Source organism: [Bacillus] selenitireducens MLS10, assembly GCF_000093085.1.
Taxonomy (GTDB): domain Bacteria; phylum Bacillota; class Bacilli; order Bacillales; family Salisediminibacteriaceae; genus Salisediminibacterium; species Salisediminibacterium selenitireducens.
Genome location: NC_014219.1, coordinates 1,614,065 through 1,636,581, shown reverse-complemented (window position 1 = coordinate 1,636,581; position 22,517 = coordinate 1,614,065). Strand labels below are relative to the sequence as shown.

Below are 22,517 nucleotides of genomic sequence, written 5' to 3'. Positions count from 1 at the left end.
ATATGTAATGGCGCGTTATTGCGCAGTTTGATTACCCGGGTGGAACGTTGCTTCAGACGGATAGACCGCCACTTTGTTTCGGCCGTTGTTCTTCGCCCCGGTATACATGGCCCGGTCCGCGTTACGCACGATGCCGAGGGGATCCTCATCGTCAGCCCGTCTCGCGGCGACACCGATACTCGCCGTGAGCGTCAGGGCCTTCGTCTGACCGCCTTGCTGAAGGTCATCATCAACGTGAAACACGGTTTCTTCAAGGGTCTGACGAATCTGTTCCGCCTGGTCTGTGGCGTCTTCCGCCGTCGTCTGATCAAGCAGGATGACGAATTCTTCCCCGCCGTAGCGTGCAACCGTATACGCTTTGCCGGATGTGACCGCCGATTCAAGCGTTCTCGCCACCTGATGGAGCACCTGATTGCCGGCACTGTGCCCAAACCGGTCATTCACCGATTTGAAGTGATCGAGATCAAGGAGGATCACCGCAAAATCATCATCGTTGCCTTCATAATGTTCCTGAAGCGTCCGTTCAAAGAAACGGTAGTTATGGAGCTTTGTGAGCGCACACTGCATGCTTTCTTTCTGCGCCCGTTCAAGGTGACGGGCATTGTTAATGGATACCGTTAAATGGTTTAACAGAATCTCCAGAAGCATCTGATGCTTCTTCGTGAAGGCCTTCTTTCTCGTACTGACAAGACTTGAAACCCCGGTCACCTGACCTCCCCGGACTGCCGGTACACTGAGCATGGATTCCGCTTTCGAACTGAACAATTCATACATGCGGGCTCCGGCTTCTCTCCGTGAGCGGTAACGGATCGCTTCTCCGGACTCGATCACCGTCTTGCTGACAGGATCGCCGTTTCGGATCGCCATATCTGTGCGGTTACCGGGGCAGTCGAGGTAAACCGGAACAAGCCGGTCATTCCCATTTATCGGTGGATCGAATAACAGCACCCCGTCTGCCGGAAACATCGTGTAACAGGCTTCGAGATACCGCTCATACATCGCTTCACTGTCGGTCATGCTATTGATCTCATGACCGAATTCACTGACCTGCTGGAGCTGATCAATCAGATGCTTCCCGTCGTGGTAGAACTTGAGGATGAGAGAAGCGGCCACAACCGGGACCCCGATCAGGGGAAGTGCGACCATGCCGAGCTCGTGATACAGATATGCTAGCGTCACCCCGACCGGGAGGATAAAGATTGCCGTCACCGCTTCCCACGTGAGTCCCTCGCTCAGAAAACGGACCTTCTTTTTCTGCAGGACACGCTGTACGAAGTAGATCAGGACATTGTTTGCGAGAAAATATACCAAAGTGTAGATGACGACCGGAATCACCTGTGCTGTAATGCTTTCAAAAGAGGCAGAGCCCGTCGTTCCCCCGAAGAGATAAAAAGCGCCTCCTGAAAAAAGCGACGTCAAAAGAAAAATGAGCGAGTTCAACGGCATCCGGAACCGCTCCTCCGGCGGAAGACGCAGACTCAAGAGGACCACGAGAATCGCCACCTGGGTCAAAAGAACCTCAGTCAGAAGCCCAAAATGGAGAAATACGGCAAGTGATACCCCGTGAACCGGGATAAAGGTAGTCCCTTTAATCTCTACCGGAAAAATCGAAACGAGCGTGATCAGTATCATGAAACCGAGGATGGACCACATATGCTCAAGCCACATCGCTCCGGCCGTTTCAATCATATAATACAAAAAAGGCGGAACCGTCAGCAGCCAGACGAAAAAGATCCCGATCCGTTTGTTTTCCTGCAACGCTTCCCCCTCCTCTGCTTCTGTTATTTAAAAGAGATATCACCAATATACCACAAAAGTTGTACGAATATTGACATATTGATGAAATTCAGCATTTTGTTACAAATGCCCGCATGTCCCCGATAAACTGATGAGAACCCGTAATGAGAAGAACATCCTCTGACGCGGCTTCCTTGAGGTGTGCTTTAACCCACGACTTTGCGTCGGCCGCCCGTTCGTAAGGCTTTGGGTACGCTTCTTGCTTCATCGCACGCGGATGCGAAAAATCTGTGACAACCGGTTTCAGCCCTGCTTCTTGAAAGGCCTTCAGCATCGCAGAAACGGGTTTATCCTGCATCGCGGCAAACAGGACAGAGACCTCTTTGGATGCATAAAGCGTCCGGATATTGGCAATCGTGGTCCGGATCGCCTCGACGTTATGGGCCGTATCCACGATCACCGCCGGCTCGTACCGGACTTCTTCAAACCGGCCCGGAACCTGAAGATCCCTGATCGCTGCCTGCATCACACTGTCCGCCATGGACATGCCGAATGCTTCAAGGGCAATTGCCGCCGCCTTCATCGAAACGGCGGCATTCACCTGCTGGTGAGCGCCCTTCATCGTAAGAGAGAGCGGCACCTCAGGCTCTCCGACGGTGATGATGCAGGATCCTGTTTCGTTGCCCCGGCCCCTCATGAACGATAGCGCCGGTTCCGCGGCCGACGTGACACACGGGACACCCGCTTTTATAATCCCTGCCTTCTCCGTTGCAATCGCCTCGAGGGTATCACCGAGAAACGCCTGGTGATCGTAGCCAACATTCGTAATCACTGTCACAAGGGGCGCGGGCATGACGTTGGTTGAGTCAAGCCGACCGCCCATGCCTGCCTCCACGATGGCCACATCCACCGGACAAACCGTATCAAAGACATAGAAGGCCAGGCCCGTCAGCCATTCAAACTCACTGATCATGCCGAAATCGCAATGGGATTCTGCCGATTGCACGAGGGCTTCATAATCCTCCACCGCCTTCAGAAACACCCCTTCATCCAGAGGCTGATCGCCGATTAAAACGTGATGATGAACAGGGCCGAACACGGGCGATTGAAAACTGCCCGTCACAAGCCCTGCATATTCAAGAATGCGTCCGGTAAACGCCGCCACAGAACCTTTGCCGTTCGTCCCGGCGATGTGCACGACCCTGATCCGTCTCTCCGGATGATCCATCGCCTTCATCAGCGCCTCCATCCGGGAAAGATCATAGCTGATCCCTGCCACGCGCCTCCTCTTAAGCATCTCTTCAACATCCGTCATTCTCAACTTTCCCATCGATGACCCTCCATTATATGCATCTGACTCTGTATTGCTTTTCCTAAAGAAACGTGACATGATTAGGGGAAAACATGTTTTGTCACGCACCATTTGCTTCAGTATATCAATCTCAGCCCGACTGAGCCAGCGGAGGTTTATTTATGACAACGACCCGATCGCCCGTCTTGCTGATCCTCGGAAACGGACACATGCAAACGGCAAAATTTCTCGATTACCAGGACTGGATCCATAACGCGGCGGACAAGGCCGGCTTCACGGCGATCACGGCCACGAACCTTGATTTTCTCGCAGGGAACATCGGCGAAGCTCCCCTCTGCACCGGTGAAGAGAAGATGCCGGCAATCGATGCCGTCCTGTTTGCCGACAAAGATCTCCCCCTGGCAAGGGCCTTCGAAGCTTCGGGCATTCCGGTCTTTAACAACAGCCAGGCCGTCGGGGTCTGCGACCATAAAGGACAGATGCATGAACGCCTTGCCGCGTCGGGCCTTCCGACACCGGACACCGTTTTTGCGCCGTTTCTCTATCAGAAACCAAAAGAGATGGACCTTCGATTCCTCGACGCCGTCATTCATCGCCTCGGACTGCCCATAGTCGTCAAAGAAGCTTACGGCTCATTTGGTGAACAGGTCCATCTCGCACAGTCAAGGGAAGAGCTCGAGGCTCTCACGCTCTCCCTAGCCGGTAAGCCGTTTCTCTTTCAGGCCTTTATCAAAGAGAGCCGGGGCGAGGATCTCCGGCTCAATGTCATCGGAGGAGAAGTCATTGCGGCAATGCGCCGGACGTCTGAGACCGACTTCCGGGCGAATGTCACCGCCGGGGGCAAAACGGCCCCTCATGAACCGACCGAAGCCGAACGCGCCCTCGCCATTGCCGCGAGCCGCGCGGTCTGCGCGGATTTCGCCGGCGTCGATCTCCTTCGGACGAACGACGGGCCCGTCATCTGTGAAGTCAATACAAACCCGCATATCCGCAGTATCCATGAAGCAACGGGCATCGACATCGCCCCGCACATGATGGCGTGGATCGATAAAAAGATCCGCCAGTCTGTGCAAGTAGAAGGAGGACCCCGATGATACATACGAAAACCCGAACGGGCTGGATCATATACCGTTCCTACGATATCCCGAGAAACCGCACGTTTATTGACTTATTAAAAAAGGCCGCAACCGATCATCACATTACCCTGTCCGTCGTCTCTTACGAAGACATCATTGTCAAGCTTGGCAAACGAGGCGTCAATCCCTTTGTGCCGATCGACGGTGCGCGACCGGACTTCGTCATGAACCGCTCCATTTCCCCGTGGCTGAATGAAGTCTGCGAAACAATGGGCATTCCCTGCTTTAACTCCGCCTATGTCTCACGGGTGGCCAATGACAAACGGCTCGCCTATGCGACCATGGCCCAGCTCGGGGTCAATATGCTTGAGAGCCATGCCCTCACGATAACCTCGGCACTCGATAACGCGATTCTCGATCCGTTTATCCTGAAAGATCCCCTTGGCCGCGGCGGCACCGGCGTCATGATGGTTGAACCGAATGAGAGCCAGCATGCCATCCGCTCCGCTCTCCCTGAAGATCTGATTCATCAGCCGGTCGGCGGACAGAAGGGAAAGGACGTCCGTGTCTATGTCGTCGGCAACGAGATCGTCGCAACGGTCCTCAGGCGTTCCCAGACGGACTTCAGGGCGAATATCTCTCAGGGCGGGGCTTCCTCACTCTATGAGCTGAGTGAGCCGCAGCGCGAAACCGTTCAGTCCATTATCAACGCCATTCAGCTCGATTATGTCGGCCTTGATTTTCTTTTAACAGAGGACGATGAGCTTTTGTTTAACGAAATGGAAGACGCCGTCGGTTCAAGAAGTCTCTACATGTGTTCCGACATCAACATCGCCGCCATTCTGATGGAATACCTCGACTGGAAGCTGTATCACCTCCTCGATTTATAAACGTGCTCGAATAACCAAAACCGCGTGCCGCTCGTCAACTGAGCAAAGCACGTGGTTTTCTATTTGTCTTCCGGAAACAGATTTTCTTTAAAGGCATAGATCACGGCCTGGGTGCGGTCGTGAACGCCGAGTTTACTGAGGATGTTACTGACATGCACCTTGACGGTCTTTAGGGAAATATAAAGCGCGTCACCAATCTCCTGATTGCTCATCCCCCGGCTCATCAGTTCGAGGACCTCGAGCTCCCGCGCTGTTAGCTGTTCATGCTCCGCAGGGGGCTTTTTGTGCATCCGGCTCATGAGCTTCCCTGCCACTTCCGGTTCGAGGATGCTCTGACCCGCATGGGTGTCGCGGATGGCTTTGGCGATGTCCCCGGCGCGGCTCGTCTTCAGCATATAGCTCGTTGCCCCGGCCTCAAGGGCAGGATAAACCTTCTCATCGTCGAGAAAACTCGTCACGATAATGATTTTCGCCTCCGGCCATTCTCGCCGGATCGCCGCCGTCGCCTCGATCCCGTCCATCTTCGGCATGACAAGATCCATGAGAATAATGTCCGGCCTGTGGGAAAGGGCCAGTGTCACGGCTTCCTCGCCGTCACCGGCCTCTGCCACCACCTCAATATCCGCCTGGGCCGTCAGATAGCTCGACACCCCGATTCGGACCATCTCGTGATCATCTGCAAACAATACCCGAATCATGCTTCCACCTCTCCTTCTGTCACCGGCACCTTCACTTCAAGCTGTGTGCCCTCTTCCGGCACGCTCACAAGCTTGAACGTCCCGCCAATCTCTTCCGCCCGCTCCCGCATATTGTCCATGCCATAGGAGCCGTGGTGCTGAACGGCCTTCATATCGAATCCCTTCCCGTCATCACGGATCCTCAGAATCACGTTGCCGTCACGCTTAACAAGTATGACCGAGAGGACGCTCGCACCGGCATGACGAAGCGTGTTCGACACCGCTTCCTGTGTAATGCGAAAGAGGTGATCTTCAATGCCTTTATCAAGGGCAAGCTCTTCCAGTTTCACATCGATGTCGAGGGGAACCTTTTGCCTGAGCTCCGAGAGAAGCTGCCTAAGCCCCTCGCCGAGCGTTCGTCCTTTCAGCGCCGCAGGTCTTAAATGAAGGAGCAAGGCCCGCATCTCAAGCTGGGACTGATCAACCATATTCCCGACCATCTTCAGCTGCTTCGTCATCACCGGGTCCTTGACGGATTCGGATTCATTGATCGTCGCCATCATCATCGATGCCGCGAACAGCTGCTGGCTCACCGAGTCGTGCAGTTCTCTTGCAAGCCGGCTCCGCTCCTGTTCCACAACTTCCTGAAGGCTCTTCTCCCGGTCTGTCGCCCGCTCGGTGGCGAGCTTTTGCGCCGCCTCCTGCTGGCGGATGAGCTGTGTGCGGATTTGTTCCGCCTTTTCATGAAGCTCTGTAAAGATCCCGTTCCCGTCGTCCGGGGCCTGTTGGGCCGGCTGCTGCTGCAGGATCCCGTCGAGCCTTGACCGGAGTTTTTGCAGTCCTGAAGTAAACTGCATCTGTGTCAGAGCGGCAAATACGGCCCCGGTGATAAAAGCAAAGGCCGTCACCGCTGCAATCACCGGCACGTCAAACAGCTCCACAACGAACAGCTCCTGCCACGTCAGGTCCTCAAAGGCGTGAACGACGAGAGTGAGAATGCCTGCAGCCATGATCAGGAAGGCGGAAATGGTGGCAATCACATACTGGGTGCGATTCTTCATATGCGCCGCACCTCCAGATCCCCGGACAAAATCGACGTAACGATCTTCACATGGGTCTGATTTCCTGCTAAATTCCGGTAGTTCACTGTGTCATTGACAAGCTTCTCCGATTCGCCAAACAGCGTCAGATTGCCAAAAAGAGTGCTGTGCGACACGGTCACATCCACTTCATACGGCACATACACCGTTATCGAGCCAAACAGATGACGAATCGAGATCACCGATTCGTCCGGGATCACCGTCTGACTCAAATCGATGGTCCGATCTCCGAATCCGCCGTGGATATTCACGTCCCGCCACGAATAGGGCTCCTTGCCGAGGGTTTCGTTTCCGATGAACGTCTGACGGATCAGGGAATCCCTGTGCATACTCACCCCGGGGTTCACTTCTTCCGTCGTCAATACCGGAGGCACGACGGCTTCTTCTTTATCAAGGACGACATATTTGATGAACAGCGCAATCATGGCAATGAGAAAAAACTGCACGGCCACGAGACTGAACACATTGCCGATAAAGGCGAGAATCCCCATGAAAAACATCAGTTTGCCAAACAGACTCTTAAAATGCTTCCACCCGAAATAAATGATAATCCCGAAGATCACCGCAGGGATCACAACGTCACCGCCGCGAACAGCCAGTTCCACAAACAGAATGGCGAGAGAAAGCAGGACGATCAGATTCATATATTTGGCCGGAACACGTTTCAGCATGGGGATTCCTCCTTTCGTCATCGATAAAAAATAAAACTGAATCCGCGGAGAGAGTCCCCCGCGGTTTTCGTCACTTTTTTCAGTTTACCATGGAATGCGCCTTGCGGGTATCACATCTCTTCAGAAGCACGTGCTTCTTGAAGACGGCGGATTTTCTCGTCGAAGAGATAGTCTTCTGCGGGGCTCTCATCCGTCTCTGCACGCTCACTCTCTTCACCACGGCGACGGTCCGGCGCGTAGGATCTCGCCTCTTTAACGCGTTCCGAACTCTCGAGCTCCAGCCGTTTGATCTGCATGTCTTTCAGTTTATGCTGCATCGTATCGAGCTGGCGCTCGAGATCTTCAAGTTCTTTCTGACGCTCTTTCCGCTGAAAAGCCAGGCTGTCTTTTCGGACACCGTAGACTTCAATCTCGCGGTCCGCGTAAATAACGAGACCCTCTTCTCCCGCTTCTTCAGCGATTTCACGCTGACTGATCCGTTTCTGAAGCATCCGCTCCGCTTCCTCAAACTCACGCTCGAGCTCGGACTGAATCCGTTTATGTCCATGGATCAGTTCTTCGACCCGGATCACACGCTTCTCCCCTTCCTGAATGTAGCCGTCAAGTTTACGGATCGGATGATCGCTTGCGACCGGGACCTCCGTTCTCCGATTTCCTCTGAGGGCGTTCCAGTCTTCTTCCAATGCGGTGCGTATACGTGTCCATACATCTGTCATGATGCATACCTCCTCTTTTTGTTTAATCGCCGTGCGGCTGTTATTTTTCCGTGGATGACCATTCCCGGTCAAAGGAATCAAAGGGATCGCTCCCGGATCCGTTCTTTGTCCATCCTTTCTTCGGTCCATCGTTTCGTACGAACAGGACATAGAGAATATAGACGGCAAAGACGCCGACGAGGGCATAGATGTTTGACAGGGTCATACTGAAGACAATCAGTCCGGCAATGATCCAGAACACCTTTGCCCCCGTCTCCTGTGCTTCGTTAAACTTCTTCCAAATGACATAAAGCAGATAGACCCCAAGGGCGAACAGGATCATCGGCCCGAGGTTGGCGAGCAAAATAAATAGGGCAATGATGGCAACGAGAAACAATCCGAATGATTTCATTTGTATCCTCTCCTCTCTTCTTATCTGTATTGTATGACACCCCGCTCCCTGCCGTAATGAGCCCCGGACGTAACCTGACTAAGTCCTGAGGCGTATTTATGGATAAACCTCTCTTATTGCTCAAAACACCTTCCCGTTTTGCATTTCAGCACAAAAAACACCTGTCCCGTTTCGGAACAGATGCCGGTTTGAAAGGCACACGGCCTTTCATGATTCAGTTTGCTCAGGAAAACCCGCCCTTCGGACTGCAGGCCTGACCTGGCTTCGAGCCGGCCACAGAATAGGTGTAGGTGGCCTTAAAGACGATCTTACTCTCTGTTTTGCCGCAGTTCGGGCATGTGGCATTCAGACGGTCCGCATAGGTGGACCAGTTCTCATAGCGGTGATCACAAGCGCCGCAACGATAATCATAGCGTGGCATACACGCACCTCCTATATACCTTTATGGGTATCATACAAGAGAGTGGACTGATTTGTCCAGCACACTTTTCTTACTCTCCGGTTTTTGAGATACTGAGATACAGCATACTGGATCCAAATGGAGGGTTACCATGCGTTTCATTCGCTATCTCATCATCGCAGGACTGATCGTCGGGTCATTGACCGCTTTGCAGTTTGCCATGGTGATCTGGAATCAGGAAGATCAGCTTTTCTTTGAAAGCAGCATCAGTGAAACGGATCGTGAGGATGCTTCAAGTCACGATCGGATCGAAAACATCACGCTTCAGACAGAGGACCAAGAGACGTTGCAAGGCTGGCTCCGTCACCCGGAAGATGCCGAAGATGAGGCAAGACCGCTCCTCATCTATTTTGGCGGGAACGCCGAAGAGAGTACCCGGGCAGCCCTCTCCCACGACTGGTTCGGCGACTACCGGGCGGTGTTTATGAACTACCGCGGGTACGGAGACAGTACCGGAGAGCCGGGTGAAGACACCATTTTCCGGGACGCAGTCACGATCCATGATACCCTCGCAGAACGTGACGACATCGACGGGGAACAGATCGTATCCTTCGGCCGGTCAATGGGCTCCGCTCCTGCCACGCACCTCGCGCAGGTTCGGGATCTTGCCGGTACAGTACTCATTGCACCCTATGACAGCCGTGTCCGTGTCCAGGAGCACCGGCACCCCTGGCTGCCTGTCGGTCCATTCATCCGGCACCCCTTTGAAGTGAGTGAGATGGCAAAAGAGATCGCGTCTCCGCTGCTTCTGATCACAGGCTCTGACGATCAGGTCATCTTGCCTGAACACTCCTTCGTAACCCGGGACAACTGGGGAGGAGACGTGACGGACAAGCACTATGAGGGGTACGGGCATAACGACTTACAGCTGCATCCGGATTATCAGCACGATATCCGCTCGTTCCTTGAAGCACTCAAAGATTAAAACGAATCCCCCGGTCTGATACAGACCGGGGGATTCGTGTGTGCCTTTATTTGGCCATAATTGTCTTGAAGGCGTTTCGTGCCGCTTCGATCGTCTGATCGATGTCTTCCTCCGTATGCTTCGTCGAGAGGAACATCCCTTCGAACTGTGACGGCGGCAGGGAAATGCCCTGATGCAGCATTTCTCTGAAATAGGCATTGAACAGATTGAGATCCGATGATGAGGCCGTCTCGAAGTTCTTCACCTTCTGATCGGTAAAGAAGAAACCGACCATCGAGCCTGCATGATTGATCCAGTGCGGGACACCGAACTCCTTCGCGGCTTTTGAGAGACCGTCGGCAAGACGCTTGCCGAGGCGTTCAAACTGCTCATAGCTCTCTGTTGTGAGCTGTGAGATCGTCTCATAGCCGGCCGCCATGGCGAGCGGGTTACCTGACAGGGTCCCTGCCTGATAAATGTCACCCGAAGGTGCAATCCGCTCCATAATCTCCCGCTTGCCACCGTAGGCCCCGACCGGAAGTCCGCCGCCGATCACCTTGCCGAGGCATGTCAGGTCAGGTGTCACGCCGAGGCGGCCCTGTGCACAGTGATAGCCGCTGCGAAAACCGGTCATGACTTCATCAAAGATCATCAGTGAACCGTGTGATTCCGTAATCTCACGGATCCCTTCAAGGAATCCCGGTTCAGGAAGAACGACCCCCATATTCCCGGTGATCGGTTCGAGGATTACCGCAGCAATGTCATCACCGAACTTGTCAAAGGCGAGCTTCAGGCTGTCGAGATCGTTATACGGCACCGTCAGCGTGTTCGACGCAACGGATTCAGGTACACCCGGGCTGTCCGGAAGCCCAAGTGTTGCAACACCGGAGCCGGCCTTGATGAGGAGCGAGTCCCCGTGCCCGTGATAACAGCCTTCGAACTTGAGAATTTTATTCTTACCGGTATAGCCCCGGGCAAGCCGGAGCGCACTCATCGTCGCCTCCGTGCCGGAATTGACCATCCGGACGACTTCAATGGACGGCACCCGTTCGATGACAAGCTCCGCGAGCCGCGTTTCATATTCGTGCGGTGCACCGAAGCTCGTTCCCTTCGCAGCCGTTTCCTGGACGCTTTTGATCACCTGGGGATCGGCGTGACCGTGAACGAGCGGGCCCCACGAGAGGACGTAGTCAATGTATTCGTTCCCGTCAAGGTCAAAGATATGCGACCCTTCCCCGTGCTCCATATAAACCGGATCCATACCGACGGATTTAAATGCGCGTACCGGACTGTTCACCCCGCCCGGCATGAGCGGTTTGGCTTGTTGAAAGGCTTCTTTCGACTTGTCAAAATTCATCGTTCATCAACCTCCGTATTGATTATTCGTTCACCCAGCGGGCAATATCCTTTGCGAAATACGTCAAAATCAGATCGGCGCCGGCCCGTTTCATGCTGACCATCTTCTCCATGACAATGTCCCGCTCATTGATCCAGCCGTTCATCGACGCGGCCTTGACCATGGAATACTCACCGCTGACGTTGTAAGCAACGACAGGAAGATCATGGCGGTCTCTCACGTCACGGATAATATCGAGATAGGACAATGCAGGCTTGACAATGAGAAAATCCGCACCCTCATCTGCGTCGGATCGGGCTTCGCGATGGGCTTCACGGCGGTTTGCCGGATCCATCTGATACGTCTTTCGGTCCCCGGATTTCGGAGAGCTGTGCGCCGCGTCTCGGAACGGTCCGTAAAACGCCGATGCGTATTTGACCGCATAGCTCATAATCGGCACATGGCTGAAGCCCGCTTCATCGAGCCCCTCACGAATCGCATGGACAAAGCCGTCCATCATATTTGAGGGCGCGATCACGTCCGCCCCTGCCTTCGCCTGAGACACTGCAGCCTTCGTTAACAGCTCAAGGGACGGATCATTTAAAATCTCCCCGTCTTCCACGACGCCGCAGTGACCGTGATCGGTGAACTGGCAGAGACATGTATCGGTTATCACGGTCAATTCGGGGAAGGCTTCTTTAATTTGACGCGTAGCTTTCTGTACGATTCCGTCTTCAGCCATCGCGGACGTTCCGCATGCATCTTTATCGTTTGGCACCCCGAAGAGGATGATCATCGTGATCCCGAGATCCACCGCTTCCTGCACCTCGTCGTTAATCAGGTCAAGGGACCGCTGGTATACCCCCGGCATCGACGGCACTTCATTCTTCACACCGGTTCCTTCCACTGCAAAAAGCGGATAGATCAAATCTTCTGTCCGCACATGGTTCTCCCTCACATTCGCTCTTAAGTTCGGGCTCTGCCGCAGGCGGCGGTGCCGTTTAAATGGTTCTCGACTGCTCATTTATGATCATCCTTCCGTTTGTAAAATTCTTCAATTGCCCGGATCATGTCTTCGAGTGTGTAGCGCTCCGGGACAATCAGCCGCTCCTCCTTCACATAAGGACGTAGCGCTCTTTCCGTCACCTCTCCGATAACGGCAAATCTGACATCATCAGGAACTAGCGCCGGATCCATCTGTTGAAAAAAGCTCTGAACGGCAGTCGGACTCATAAAGGTGATGACATCAAGACCGTCACCTTCAAACAGCTCTGTTATCTTGTCAGAGGGAATCGTCTGTGACTTCGTGGTGTAGATCACAAGCTCTGTCACATGGCGCCCTGCTTCTGTCAGTGCTTTTGGCAATGTTTTTCTCGCTTTTTCGCTTCTAGGATAGAAAATCTCTGCACCAGGGGCTGTCTGATCCACAATCGAACGGGCCAGGTGGCCTGCTTCAAAAACGTCAGGCATGATCGACGGCGTAAGGCCTGACGCCATCAGCACGTCCCCCGTCTTCTCACCGACGGCCGCAATGACCTTCCCTTCAAAACACCGGGTATAATCGTCCGTCTGACAGGCTTCTTTCAGAAGATCCATCGTCACCTCGACCGCGTTTCGACTCGTGAAGACGACGACATCCGCCGCTTCAAATGCTTCTCGGAATTCCCTCACAGAAACGCCCTTCACACGTTCCACACGAATGAGGGGGAGTTCGACCACGTCGGCTCCCCAGGCTGTCAATCTGTCGGTGAGCGCCTTCTGTTGATGAGGCGCCCGTGTGTTCAGGATCCGCTTGCCGGAAAGAGGACCGTTCATCAGGAGTTCTCCAAATCCTCTTTTACCTGATCGAGTACTCCTTTGGCACCCTGTCTGAGAATACGCTCCGCCACTTCAGTGCCGATGTATTCAGGGTCTTCCCCGATAATGGACTCTTTGAAGACCTGTTTGCCGTCTGTCGACGCCACGAGTGCGGTCAGGTGAATCTGATTTTGTTCATCGAGGGTCGCATAAGCCCCGATCGGCACCTGACAGCCACCCTCCACGGTTCTGAGAAACGCCCGCTCTGCTGCCACGGTTATAGCTGTCTGTTCATGGTTGATATGAGCAAGAAGCTCTCTCAATTCATAATCATCTTCCCTGCACTCAAGACCGAGAGCTCCCTGGCCGACGGCCGGCAGACACAGATCCGGATCGAGAAACTCCGTCACAATATCTTCGGTCCAGCCAACACGCTCGAGGCCCGCCGCTGCGAGGATAATCGCGTCGAAGTTCTCTTCTCTGCACTTTCTGAGCCGGGTATCAATATTCCCCCGAATCCACTGAATCTCAAGATCCGGACGCTTCGCAAGGACCTGGGACCCGCGTCTCAGGCTGCTTGTACCGACAATCGATCCTGCAGGGAGCTCCATCAGGGTCTTTCCGCTGTTTGAAATCAACGCATCCCTCGGATCATACCGCTTCGGGACAGATGCAAGCACGAGCCCTTCTGAACGGGTGGACGGGACGTCCTTCATGCTGTGAACGGCCATATCAATCTCACCGTTGTGCATCGCCTGTTCAATTTCTTTGACAAACAGCCCCTTACCGCCGACCTTTGAGAGGGTCACGTCAAGGATCTCATCGCCCCGTGTCGTTATTTCTTTAATCTCAAACTGAAAGGGCAGCCCGAGCTTTTCAAGCTCCGAGATCACCCAGCGGGTTTGTGTCATAGCCAGATTGCTTCGTCTTGAGCCTAACGTAATTGTTCGTGTCAATGAAAGAACCTCCTGAATAAATAATTAACACCCTGTCCTGTGCGCCCGTCTTTACCAGATATGAAAAGAGGAAAACGAACTGGACAGAAAATAGTTCACGAGCAGGATCAGAAAGGACACCAGATTCAGGCGCACCATCCTGTATCCCCGCTCTTTGCGGAATTGATAATAAAAGACATACAGCCCGTATGAACCGACGACCATAAAGGACGTGACGATTTTCGGGTCTAGCCACGGAATCGTATCAAACGATATATACGTCCAGATCACCCCGAGGATCAGGCCGATCAGCATCAGCGGGATCCCCGTTACAGCAGCAAAAAAACTGTTTCGCTCAAGCATGGGCAAATTCCCGAGACGGGAAATCCGTGAATTCGGCTTGCGGGACTTGAGCATCTGATGCTGAATCAGGTACAGCAGTGAAAAGACCGACGAGACGGTGAAAACGGCGTACGCAACAAGCAGGATACCGACATGGATCATCAGCATCTCAAAGACAAATAACTCCCTGAGTTCCGGAGAAATATCACCCGCCGGCACAAGAAGACCAATGACAACCACCGTAAATCCGACGAGATTTAAAAAGAAGACAAGAAAATCCGTCCGGAACATCACATTGACGACCATCGAGACCGTTACGATCATCCAGGCATAAACAAACATTGCCTCAAAGCTGGTCATAATCGGCAGCCGTTCGAACTCTATGTAACGAAGAATCATGAACAGAATCTGCATGACCCAAACGATAGAAAGCAACCAGAAGGCCATCTTTTTGACCTTCTGGTTTTTATGAATATAATCAATAAAATACAATGCCACGCTTAAGCAGTAAAGCAGCACGATCAGAATATAGAGTATATTGACTCCTGCCATCGTCGACTCCTCCCTTAAAAGGAGCGCACGGCCACTTTCTTGCGGTTGCCGATCAGTGCCTTCCTCCGTGCGATGTTAAATTCCCGCTCCTTACGGTTAATCTTAATGTTTGTCGTGATTCTCGGTTCTTTCCCGTCAAGATGATCATCAAGATTAAAGACCCGTGTGAAATAATCCAGCAGTTCATCCGGCGATTCCTCATTTGGCACTTCCTTAAGCGCTGTGATCGGATCGCGGAGCATCTGATTGATGATGCTCTTCATATGCTTGCGGATCACTTTCTTTTCCCGGTCTGTCATGTGACTGAGCTTTCGCTCGAGGCTCTCCATCGTTCCTTCCTGAATGGATGATGCCTTTGAGCGAAGTGCGGAAATGACAGGAACGACGCCGAGGGTATCGAGCCAGTCACCGAATACAACGAGCTCTTCTTCAATCATGAGCTCAATCTGTTCGGCTGCCTCCTTGCGGTCTTCAAGATTCGCTTCCACAATGCCCTGAAGGTCGTCAATATCATACAGATACACATTATCAAGTTCGTTCAGCTCAGGATCCAGATCCCTCGGAACGGCAATGTCGACCAGGAACAGCGGTCTGCCTTTTCTCTTTTTCATGATCTGGCGCACATCCTCTTCTTTCAGGACATACTGATCGGAACCGGTACTGCTGATGAGGACATCGGTCTCAAGGAGCGTGTCCGAAAGTTCCGTAAACGTGCGGGCTCTTCCGTCAAAACGATCCGCAAGGGCGATGGCCTTTTCCATCGTACGGTTCATAACGGTTATCTGACTGACACCACTCGACGTCAGATGTTTTGCCGTCAGCTCACTCATCTTGCCCGCCCCCATCACGAGGACTTCCTTGCCGTTAAAATCTCCAAAAATCTGCTTTCCGAGTTCGACAGCTGCGTAAGAGACCGATACCGGATTGTCGTTGATCCCGGTTTCAGCCTGTACGCGTTTCGCAAGTGCAATCGCCTGTCGGAAGCTGTAATTGAAGATCGTCCCGACTGTATCGAGCTCCTGCGCCTTCAAGAAGGCATCCCTGACTTGTCCGAGAATCTGCGTTTCTCCGAGGATCATGGAATCGAGACCACAGGAGAGCCGTAACAGATGCTCGATGGCGTGCTCATCTTCTCTGATCACGAGATGATGGGAGAACTCTTCTTTCGGTACATCAAACCACTCCGAAAGAAACATCTTCGAATAATAGCGGCCTGTATGAAGCTGATCTGCAACAACGTACAGTTCAGTCCGGTTACAGGTTGAGATAATAACGCTTTCCAATATACTTTTCGACTGCCTTAACGCAGTCAATGCCTGATCCAAATCCGACTGAAACTGAAATTTCTCTCTGATTTCAACCGGTGTTGTCTTGTGATTCAGTCCGACAACGAGGATATGCATACCTCCACCCCCAAAACTGGAAACCCACTCTAGTTTACAACCTATACGCGGCTGTGACAAACAATTTAACCCCTGTTTATAATCATTATTAATTATAACATAATTCGTTTTCACAACCATTGATTTTGTTTAACTTTGTACCAGTATACACCCCTGATCTTGATGTGGCTGTGATTATCGTCACACCATTGAGAATTTTGTAAGTCATTAAACGAAAAACAGCCGCGCAGATGGCGGCTGTTTTCATGTTGTCATCTGACATCATTACCCCTGGCAGGTTCCTGACGTCAGTCGTTCGCATCCGGTTCAGAGCGATCAGCTGATTCCTGGTCCGGCTGTTTGGCAAACAGCAGATCCTTGATCTCCCGCCAGGCTTCTTCCTTCCCCTGTCCGGTTTCCGACGAGAACATGATCAAAGGATCTGACGGATCCCGGTTCAAATCTCCGGAGATCTGTTTTTTCGATTTCGCCCACTTGCCTCTCGGGATCTTATCACATTTCGTCGCGATCAGGACCACTTTATGCCCGTGATGCTTCAGCCAGTCATACATCAGTATGTCGTCTTCTGACGGCTTGTGGCGGCTGTCGATCAGCTGTACGACTCCGTTCAACTGTTCTCTCGAAGAGAAATACAGTTCAAGGGTTTTGCCCCAGGCCGCCCGCTCCGCTTTCGATACTTTCGCGTAGCCGTAACCCGGCACATCGACGAAATGAAAGCGGTCATTGATGATATAGAAGTTCAGCGTCTGGGTTTTTCCCGGACGCTGGGACGTCCGGGCGAGCCCTTTACGGTTGATCAGCGTATTGATAAAGGACGATTTCCCAACGTTTGAACGGCCCGAGAGCGCCACTTCCGGAATCATTGTACCCGGAAACTGATCCTGTTTCGCGGCACTGATCACGAGTTCTGCCTGATTGACTTTCATGATTCTTTTCCTCCTGCAAGGGCATGTTTCAGCACTTCATCAAGATGCGCAACGGGGATAAAGGTTAAATCATCCCTCACGCTGTCCGGAATGTCTTCGAGATCCTTCTCGTTTTCTTCCGGAATGATAATATGCGTCAGGCCGGCGCGGTGTGCGGACATGGATTTCTCTTTCAGACCGCCGATCGGCAGCACACGGCCTCTCAGGGTGATCTCTCCGGTCATCCCGACTTCACGGCGCACCGGGCGCTCTGTCAGGGCGGATATGAGCGCTGTCGCGATGGTAATCCCGGCTGACGGACCGTCCTTAGGCACAGCACCTTCAGGGACGTGAATGTGGATATCATTCTTCTCATTGAATTGCGGATCGATATTCAGCTCTTTCGACTTCGATCGGATATAGCTGAACGCGGCCTGAGCGGATTCTTTCATGACGTCTCCAAGCTTCCCTGTCAAAAGGAGCTTTCCTTTTCCGGGGTAAAGAGAGACTTCGATGTTCAGCGTATCCCCGCCTGCTGCGGTATAGGCAAGTCCTGTAGCGGTTCCGATCTGATCTTTGGTTTCCGCTTTTCCATAGCGGAAAGTCGGACGGCCGAGCAGTTCCTCAATCGTCTTCTCTGTGACGATGACCCGTTTTTTCTCGCCGGATACGATCTTTTTCGCCGCTTTCCGGCAGATTTTCGCCAGTTCGCGTTCAAGGTTTCGCACCCCTGCTTCTCTCGTGTAACGACGGACGACTTTCAGGATCGCTTCATCTTTCACCTGGAGCTTGCCTTTTGAAAGCCCGTGTTCCTTGATCTGTTTCGGAAGAAGGTACCGCTTTGCAATCTCTTTCTTTTCCACTTCCGTATAGCCCGGAATATGGATGATTTCCATTCGGTCACGAAGCGGTGCCGGAATAGCTCCGATGTTGTTCGCCGTCGTAATAAACATGACTTTCGAAAGGTCATACGGCTCTTCGATAAAATGATCACTGAACGTATTATTCTGTTCCGGATCGAGGACTTCAAGGAGTGATGCCGAAGGGTCCCCGCGGAAATCGTGTACGAGCTTGTCGATTTCATCGAGAAGGAAGACCGGATTCATGGTGCCGGCTTTCTTCATTCCCTGGATGATCCGGCCTGGCATCGCACCGACGTACGTACGGCGGTGTCCGCGAATCTCGGCCTCATCCCGCACGCCCCCAAGGGACATCCGCACAAATTTGCGGTCGAGACTTCGCGCAACGGAGCGGGCCAACGATGTCTTCCCGACACCCGGTGGTCCTGTCAAACAAAGAATCGGCCCCTTCAGTTCGTTCGTCAGCTCCTGCACGGCAAGATATTCAAGGACACGCTCTTTCACCTTCTCGAGTCCGTAATGGTCTTCATCGAGAATCTTTTCGGAGCGGTGAATATCAAGGACATCTTCCGTTACTTCATGCCAAGGTACAACAACAAGCCATTCGATGTAGTTACGGATTACCGAACTCTCTGCAGAACTCGGTGGCATTTTTTCGTAGCGTTTTAATTCCTTCAGCGCTTTTTCTTCGACCGCTTCGGGCATTTCCGCTTTGAAAATGCGGTCGCGCATATCATCAATTTCCGATTCTTTGGACTCTTTTTCACCAAGCTCTTTTTGGATCGCCTTCATCTGTTCACGGAGGTAGTATTCTTTTTGACTCTTCTCCATGGAACGTTTCACCTGCTGGCCGATTTTGCGTTCAAGACCGAGGACTTCCCGCTCATTCTTCAGCGTTTTCAAAACGAGATTCAAACGCTTCGTCACGTCAAATTCCTCAATGACCTCTTGCTTTTGAGGTACTTTAAGGGGCAGGTGGGAGGTCACGATATCCGCCATTCTGCCGGGTTCTACGATATCCGCAACGGATTCGAAGGTTTCCCTGGTGATATTTTTGGAGAGCTTGAGATATTCCTCGAACTGATCGAGAAGATTGCGCATCAGCGCCTGTTCTTCAACAGTTGCTTCCTGGCGCTCATCCACGAAGGAAATATCCGCCTCAGAGTGCTTCTCGAGTTCACGGAAATCCTCAATTTTCGCACGATGCAGTCCTTCGACGAGGACACGGATCGTGCCGTTTGGCAGCTTCAGCATCTGATTGACCTTGGCAACGGCTCCAATTTCGTGCAGTTCTTCACGGGACGGTTCATCGGTTGATACTTCCCGCTGTGTCGTGAGGAATACTTCATGATTGTCCACCATGGCTGTTTCAAGCGCCTGGATGGAACGGTCGCGGCCTACATCAAGATGCAGGACCATCGTAGGGAATACAATCAGCCCTCTTAAAGGAAGCAATGGTAAGGTTTTGTTTTCTTCACTCATGGATTGTCCACCTCCTGGATATTGCAATGTCTCGCATACTGGATTTAATACGGATTTGAAAAGGAAGGGGCGTCTCACTGAGACGCCCCGCTGTTTTGTTCAGCTTATGCACTTTCCTTTGGCTTCTCCGGGTCTTTCACTTCATTGCCGTCTTTATCGAGTAACGTCGGTTTCACGTTGTCCGTTACCGTCTTGTCCGTAATGACACACTTTACGATATCATCACGTGATGGCAGGTCATACATCACATCAAGCATCAGGCCTTCAATGATCGATCTCAGACCGCGGGCACCGGTTTTGCGTTCGATGGCTTTCGTGGCCACTTCCTTGAGCGCTTTTTCCGTAAATTCAAGTTCCACTTCATCAAGCTCAAGGAGCTTCTGATACTGTTTTACAAGTGCATTCTTTGGCGCCGTCAGAATTTCAACAAGTGCTGCTTCATCAAGCTGCTCAAGGCTTGCAATAACAGGAATACGGCCGATGAACTCCGGAATCAGACCGTAACGCAAGAGGTCTTCCGGCAGAATCTTGGAGAGGTATTCCCCTTCTTTCAGGTCTTCCTGATCCGCTTCTGCTCCAAATCCGATGACTTTTTTACCGAGACGCTGTTTGATGATCGAGTCGATGCCGTCAAAGGCTCCGCCGACGATAAACAGGACGTTGGTTGTATCAATCTGAATAAATTCCTGATGAGGGTGTTTACGTCCACCCTGAGGCGGTACACTCGCTGTTGTACCTTCGAGAATCTTCAGGAGGGCCTGCTGGACCCCTTCACCGGATACGTCACGCGTGATGGACGGGTTCTCCGATTTACGTGCCACCTTGTCCACTTCATCAATATAAATGATCCCGCGCTCTGCCTTCTCCACGTCATAATCTGCGGCCTGGATGAGCTTGAGGAGGATGTTCTCCACGTCTTCACCCACGTAGCCGGCTTCAGTCAGTGACGTCGCATCGGCAATGGCAAACGGTACATTCAAGATACGCGCAAGGGTCTGAGCGAGGAGCGTCTTCCCGCTTCCTGTCGGTCCGATGAGGCAGATGTTACTCTTTGCGAGCTCCACATCATCGTTACGCACAGTGGCGTTCACACGCTTGTAGTGGTTATAAACCGCGACAGAAAGCGTCTTTTTCGCGCGGTCCTGACCGATGACGTAATCATTGAGAATTTCACGGATTTCCTGCGGCTTCGGAATATCTTCGATTTCCACTTCTTCTTCCGTACCGAGCTCTTCTTCCACAATTTCATTACAGAGTTCAATACACTCATCACAAATATATACACCTGGACCTGCTACAAGCTTACGTACCTGATCCTGTGTCTTCCCGCAAAAAGAACATTTGAGTTGTCCTTTTTCTTCATTAAATTTAAACATCCGGTTCACCCCTTGGGATTAAATTGCGCGCGTCGCATACGACCGCGTCTCTTTCTGATTTTTATCTGCCTTCATTCTATCACAGTCATCCTAAAAGACCCAAAAATCCGGCATCTGTCAATCTCTCATACAGAATAAAGAACCAAAACTCCTATGTCAATGAATCCACTTCACGGCTCGTGCAATATGTATAAACAGCAAGGCACGACTGACTTGTCGCGCCTTGCTGAAATCTGCTCACAGGCAGATATTATTCGGCTGGCTTTTCAACGGCTTCTTCAGCAAGAAGGTCGATGGCTTTACGGATGCGGAGATCGGCTTTCAGCTGATCCGTTCCTCCCTGCATCATGAGGATCTGCTTGATCTCATCTGCCGGGCGGCCGTACATCTCTGCCATTTTTTCGATTTCTTCTTCAACAGCTTCGTCAGAAACCTGAATATCTTCTTTTTCAGAAATCGCCTCAAGCGTCAGGTTCATGCGGACACGCTTTTCAGCATCGCCGGAGAACTGGGCTTTCATGCCTTCTTCATCCGTCTGTGCGAACTGGTAGTACATATCCATCGTCATGCCCTGTGCCTGCAGACGCTGACTGAATTCTTCAAGCATGCGGTCTTTTTCTGTTTCAACCATTGCTGAAGGAACTTCGATTGTGGCATTTTCCGTTGCCTGTTCAACAAGGGAGTCTTTCTTAGCCATATCCGCTTCATCTTTTTTCGTCTTTTCAAGCTTCTCGCGAATGTCTTTTTTCAAGTCTGCAAACGATTCGAACTCTTCGTTCACATCTTTTGCAAACTCATCGTCAAGCTCCGGAAGATCCTTGCGCTTGATGTCGTGCACTTTCACTTTGAAAAGAGCAGGCTTGCCTGCGAGATCTTCAGAATGATAGTCCTCAGGGAATTCCACGTTTACTTCCGCGTCTTCACCCTGCTTCGCACCAACGAGCTGGTCTTCAAAGCCTGGAATGAACTGACCGGATCCGATTTCAAGGGAGTAGTTCTCCGCTTTTCCGCCTTCAAAGGCTTCTCCGTCAACGAATCCTTCAAAATCCATGACAACCGTGTCACCCTTAGCCACTTCACCATCTTCAATGGCGATGAGATCAGCGTGCTTCTCACGTGTTGCTTCGATTTCCTGATCGACTTCTTCGTCTGTGACTTCCACAGGCTGCGCCTCTACTTCAAGACCTTTGTAGTCGCCGAGTTCAACTTCCGGCTTCACGGTTACCGTTGCCGTGAACTTCAGGGCAGAACCCTTCTCTACCTGATCGATGCTGATGTCCGGCTGATCAACCGGCTCGATTCCCGCTTCATTAACAGCCTGTGTATAAGCCTCAGGCAAAACGAGATCGATCGCATCCTGATACAGGCTCTCGACACCAAAGCGCTGTTCAAAAATCTGACGCGGTACACGTCCTTTACGGAATCCAGGTACATTCACTTGCTTGACAACCTTTTTGAACGCTTCATCCAAAGCGTTGTCAAATCGTTCGCTGCTTACTTCAACAGACAATACGCCTGTATTGCCTTCTTGTTTTTCCCAATTTGCAGTCATAATTTGTTTCCCTCCATATCAATCTTTACCTTAGCTTAATTTG

At 52.1% G+C, this 22,517-nt stretch carries 21 protein-coding genes; 3 read left to right on the top strand and 18 right to left on the bottom strand.

Features of this window, described 5'->3' with window-relative positions:
• Positions 1-15: 15 nt before the first annotated feature.
• Positions 16-1,758: a sensor domain-containing diguanylate cyclase gene (locus tag BSEL_RS07430; protein ID WP_013172372.1), complete on the bottom strand. Its 1,743-nt coding sequence runs from the start codon at positions 1,756-1,758 to the stop codon at positions 16-18.
• Positions 1,759-1,846: 88 nt separating this feature from the next.
• Entirely contained in the window at positions 1,847-3,067 is a 1,221-nt protein-coding gene (locus BSEL_RS07425; protein ID WP_013172371.1) for a bifunctional folylpolyglutamate synthase/dihydrofolate synthase, read from the bottom strand.
• A 143-nt stretch (positions 3,068-3,210) separates the two neighbouring features.
• On the opposite strand from BSEL_RS07425, the gene BSEL_RS07420 reads away from it, so the two are divergent.
• Positions 3,211-4,143 carry an ATP-grasp domain-containing protein gene (locus BSEL_RS07420; RefSeq protein WP_013172370.1) on the top strand — a complete coding sequence of 311 codons (933 nt, stop codon included), beginning with the start codon at positions 3,211-3,213 and terminating at the stop codon, positions 4,141-4,143.
• Positions 4,140-5,015 carry an ATP-grasp domain-containing protein gene (locus tag BSEL_RS07415; protein ID WP_013172369.1) on the top strand — a complete coding sequence of 292 codons (876 nt, stop codon included), beginning with the start codon at positions 4,140-4,142 and terminating at the stop codon, positions 5,013-5,015. The genes BSEL_RS07420 and BSEL_RS07415 overlap by 4 nt, the downstream gene beginning before the upstream one ends.
• 59 nt (positions 5,016-5,074) lie before the next feature.
• On the opposite strand, the gene BSEL_RS07410 is transcribed toward BSEL_RS07415, so the two are convergent.
• The 6 genes from BSEL_RS07410 to BSEL_RS17485 form a co-directional block, all read right to left on the bottom strand.
• Positions 5,075-5,713 (bottom strand): response regulator transcription factor, encoded by a 639-nt coding sequence (locus BSEL_RS07410; RefSeq protein WP_013172368.1) that lies wholly within the window; start codon positions 5,711-5,713, stop codon positions 5,075-5,077.
• Complete coding sequence (locus BSEL_RS07405) at positions 5,710-6,753, bottom strand: sensor histidine kinase (RefSeq protein ID WP_013172367.1); 1,044 nt, start codon at positions 6,751-6,753, stop codon at positions 5,710-5,712. Before BSEL_RS07405 ends, BSEL_RS07410 begins: the two co-directional genes overlap by 4 nt.
• Positions 6,750-7,463 carry a cell wall-active antibiotics response protein LiaF gene (gene liaF / locus BSEL_RS07400; RefSeq protein ID WP_013172366.1) on the bottom strand — a complete coding sequence of 238 codons (714 nt, stop codon included), beginning with the start codon at positions 7,461-7,463 and terminating at the stop codon, positions 6,750-6,752. The genes BSEL_RS07405 and liaF overlap by 4 nt, the downstream gene beginning before the upstream one ends.
• Positions 7,464-7,573: 110 nt before the next feature.
• Positions 7,574-8,179, bottom strand: coding sequence for a hypothetical protein (locus BSEL_RS07395; protein ID WP_013172365.1), 606 nt, complete (start codon positions 8,177-8,179; stop codon positions 7,574-7,576).
• Between the two features lie 40 nt (positions 8,180-8,219).
• The gene (locus BSEL_RS07390; protein ID WP_013172364.1) at positions 8,220-8,570 is read right to left on the bottom strand and encodes a lmo0954 family membrane protein; all 351 of its coding nucleotides are present in this window, start codon (positions 8,568-8,570) and stop codon (positions 8,220-8,222) included.
• Between the two features lie 223 nt (positions 8,571-8,793).
• Positions 8,794-8,991, bottom strand: a complete 198-nt coding sequence (locus tag BSEL_RS17485) for an FmdB family zinc ribbon protein (protein ID WP_013172362.1) — start codon at positions 8,989-8,991, stop codon at positions 8,794-8,796.
• A 130-nt stretch (positions 8,992-9,121) separates the two neighbouring features.
• Here BSEL_RS17485 and BSEL_RS17050 point away from each other — a divergent pair, with 130 nt between their 5' ends.
• Positions 9,122-9,955 (top strand): alpha/beta hydrolase, encoded by an 834-nt coding sequence (locus tag BSEL_RS17050; RefSeq protein ID WP_013172361.1) that lies wholly within the window; start codon positions 9,122-9,124, stop codon positions 9,953-9,955.
• 46 nt (positions 9,956-10,001) lie between these two features.
• Here the strand turns inward: BSEL_RS17050 and hemL are convergent, their stop codons facing one another.
• The 10 genes from hemL to tig form a co-directional block, all read right to left on the bottom strand.
• Entirely contained in the window at positions 10,002-11,291 is a 1,290-nt protein-coding gene (hemL, locus tag BSEL_RS07375; RefSeq protein ID WP_013172360.1) for a glutamate-1-semialdehyde 2,1-aminomutase, read from the bottom strand.
• Positions 11,292-11,313: 22 nt separating this feature from the next.
• On the bottom strand, positions 11,314-12,294 hold the full coding sequence (hemB, locus tag BSEL_RS07370; protein WP_013172359.1) for a porphobilinogen synthase: 981 nt from the start codon (positions 12,292-12,294) through the stop codon (positions 11,314-11,316).
• Positions 12,291-13,085 (bottom strand): uroporphyrinogen-III synthase, encoded by a 795-nt coding sequence (locus BSEL_RS07365; RefSeq protein ID WP_013172358.1) that lies wholly within the window; start codon positions 13,083-13,085, stop codon positions 12,291-12,293. Before BSEL_RS07365 ends, hemB begins: the two co-directional genes overlap by 4 nt.
• Positions 13,085-14,023: a hydroxymethylbilane synthase gene (hemC, locus tag BSEL_RS07360; protein ID WP_013172357.1), complete on the bottom strand. Its 939-nt coding sequence runs from the start codon at positions 14,021-14,023 to the stop codon at positions 13,085-13,087. The genes BSEL_RS07365 and hemC overlap by 1 nt, the downstream gene beginning before the upstream one ends.
• Positions 14,024-14,074: 51 nt before the next feature.
• A complete protein-coding gene (locus BSEL_RS07355; protein ID WP_013172356.1) occupies positions 14,075-14,896 on the bottom strand; it encodes a cytochrome C assembly family protein in 822 nt (273 codons plus the stop codon).
• A 14-nt stretch (positions 14,897-14,910) separates the two neighbouring features.
• Entirely contained in the window at positions 14,911-16,299 is a 1,389-nt protein-coding gene (gene hemA, locus BSEL_RS07350) for a glutamyl-tRNA reductase (RefSeq protein WP_013172355.1), read from the bottom strand.
• Positions 16,300-16,586: 287 nt separating this feature from the next.
• Positions 16,587-17,225: a ribosome biogenesis GTP-binding protein YihA/YsxC gene (gene yihA / locus BSEL_RS07345; protein ID WP_013172354.1), complete on the bottom strand. Its 639-nt coding sequence runs from the start codon at positions 17,223-17,225 to the stop codon at positions 16,587-16,589.
• Positions 17,222-19,546 carry an endopeptidase La gene (lon, locus tag BSEL_RS07340; protein ID WP_013172353.1) on the bottom strand — a complete coding sequence of 775 codons (2,325 nt, stop codon included), beginning with the start codon at positions 19,544-19,546 and terminating at the stop codon, positions 17,222-17,224. Before lon ends, yihA begins: the two co-directional genes overlap by 4 nt.
• A 104-nt stretch (positions 19,547-19,650) precedes the next feature.
• Entirely contained in the window at positions 19,651-20,922 is a 1,272-nt protein-coding gene (gene clpX, locus BSEL_RS07335) for an ATP-dependent protease ATP-binding subunit ClpX (RefSeq protein WP_013172352.1), read from the bottom strand.
• Positions 20,923-21,172: 250 nt separating this feature from the next.
• Entirely contained in the window at positions 21,173-22,474 is a 1,302-nt protein-coding gene (tig, locus tag BSEL_RS07330; protein ID WP_013172351.1) for a trigger factor, read from the bottom strand.
• Positions 22,475-22,517: the final 43 nt, after the last annotated feature.

Excerpts from the sequence above, each read along its gene's own strand:
- BSEL_RS07425 (WP_013172371.1), bottom strand. The coding sequence starts at position 3,067 with ATGGGAAAGTTGAGAATGACGGATGTTGAAGAGATGCTTAAGAGGAGG.
- BSEL_RS07420 (WP_013172370.1), top strand. The coding sequence starts at position 3,211 with ATGACAACGACCCGATCGCCCGTCTTGCTGATCCTCGGAAACGGACAC.
- BSEL_RS07415 (WP_013172369.1), top strand. The coding sequence starts at position 4,140 with ATGATACATACGAAAACCCGAACGGGCTGGATCATATACCGTTCCTAC.
- BSEL_RS07410 (WP_013172368.1), bottom strand. The coding sequence starts at position 5,713 with ATGATTCGGGTATTGTTTGCAGATGATCACGAGATGGTCCGAATCGGG.
- BSEL_RS07405 (WP_013172367.1), bottom strand. The coding sequence starts at position 6,753 with ATGAAGAATCGCACCCAGTATGTGATTGCCACCATTTCCGCCTTCCTG.
- liaF (WP_013172366.1), bottom strand. The coding sequence starts at position 7,463 with ATGCTGAAACGTGTTCCGGCCAAATATATGAATCTGATCGTCCTGCTT.
- BSEL_RS07395 (WP_013172365.1), bottom strand. The coding sequence starts at position 8,179 with ATGACAGATGTATGGACACGTATACGCACCGCATTGGAAGAAGACTGG.
- BSEL_RS07390 (WP_013172364.1), bottom strand. The coding sequence starts at position 8,570 with ATGAAATCATTCGGATTGTTTCTCGTTGCCATCATTGCCCTATTTATT.
- BSEL_RS17485 (WP_013172362.1), bottom strand. The coding sequence starts at position 8,991 with ATGCCACGCTATGATTATCGTTGCGGCGCTTGTGATCACCGCTATGAG.
- BSEL_RS17050 (WP_013172361.1), top strand. The coding sequence starts at position 9,122 with ATGCGTTTCATTCGCTATCTCATCATCGCAGGACTGATCGTCGGGTCA.
- hemL (WP_013172360.1), bottom strand. The coding sequence starts at position 11,291 with ATGAATTTTGACAAGTCGAAAGAAGCCTTTCAACAAGCCAAACCGCTC.
- hemB (WP_013172359.1), bottom strand. The coding sequence starts at position 12,294 with ATGAGCAGTCGAGAACCATTTAAACGGCACCGCCGCCTGCGGCAGAGC.
- BSEL_RS07365 (WP_013172358.1), bottom strand. The coding sequence starts at position 13,085 with ATGAACGGTCCTCTTTCCGGCAAGCGGATCCTGAACACACGGGCGCCT.
- BSEL_RS07355 (WP_013172356.1), bottom strand. The coding sequence starts at position 14,896 with ATGGCAGGAGTCAATATACTCTATATTCTGATCGTGCTGCTTTACTGC.
- hemA (WP_013172355.1), bottom strand. The coding sequence starts at position 16,299 with ATGCATATCCTCGTTGTCGGACTGAATCACAAGACAACACCGGTTGAA.
- yihA (WP_013172354.1), bottom strand. The coding sequence starts at position 17,225 with ATGAAAGTCAATCAGGCAGAACTCGTGATCAGTGCCGCGAAACAGGAT.
- lon (WP_013172353.1), bottom strand. The coding sequence starts at position 19,546 with ATGAGTGAAGAAAACAAAACCTTACCATTGCTTCCTTTAAGAGGGCTG.
- clpX (WP_013172352.1), bottom strand. The coding sequence starts at position 20,922 with ATGTTTAAATTTAATGAAGAAAAAGGACAACTCAAATGTTCTTTTTGC.
- tig (WP_013172351.1), bottom strand. The coding sequence starts at position 22,474 with ATGACTGCAAATTGGGAAAAACAAGAAGGCAATACAGGCGTATTGTCT.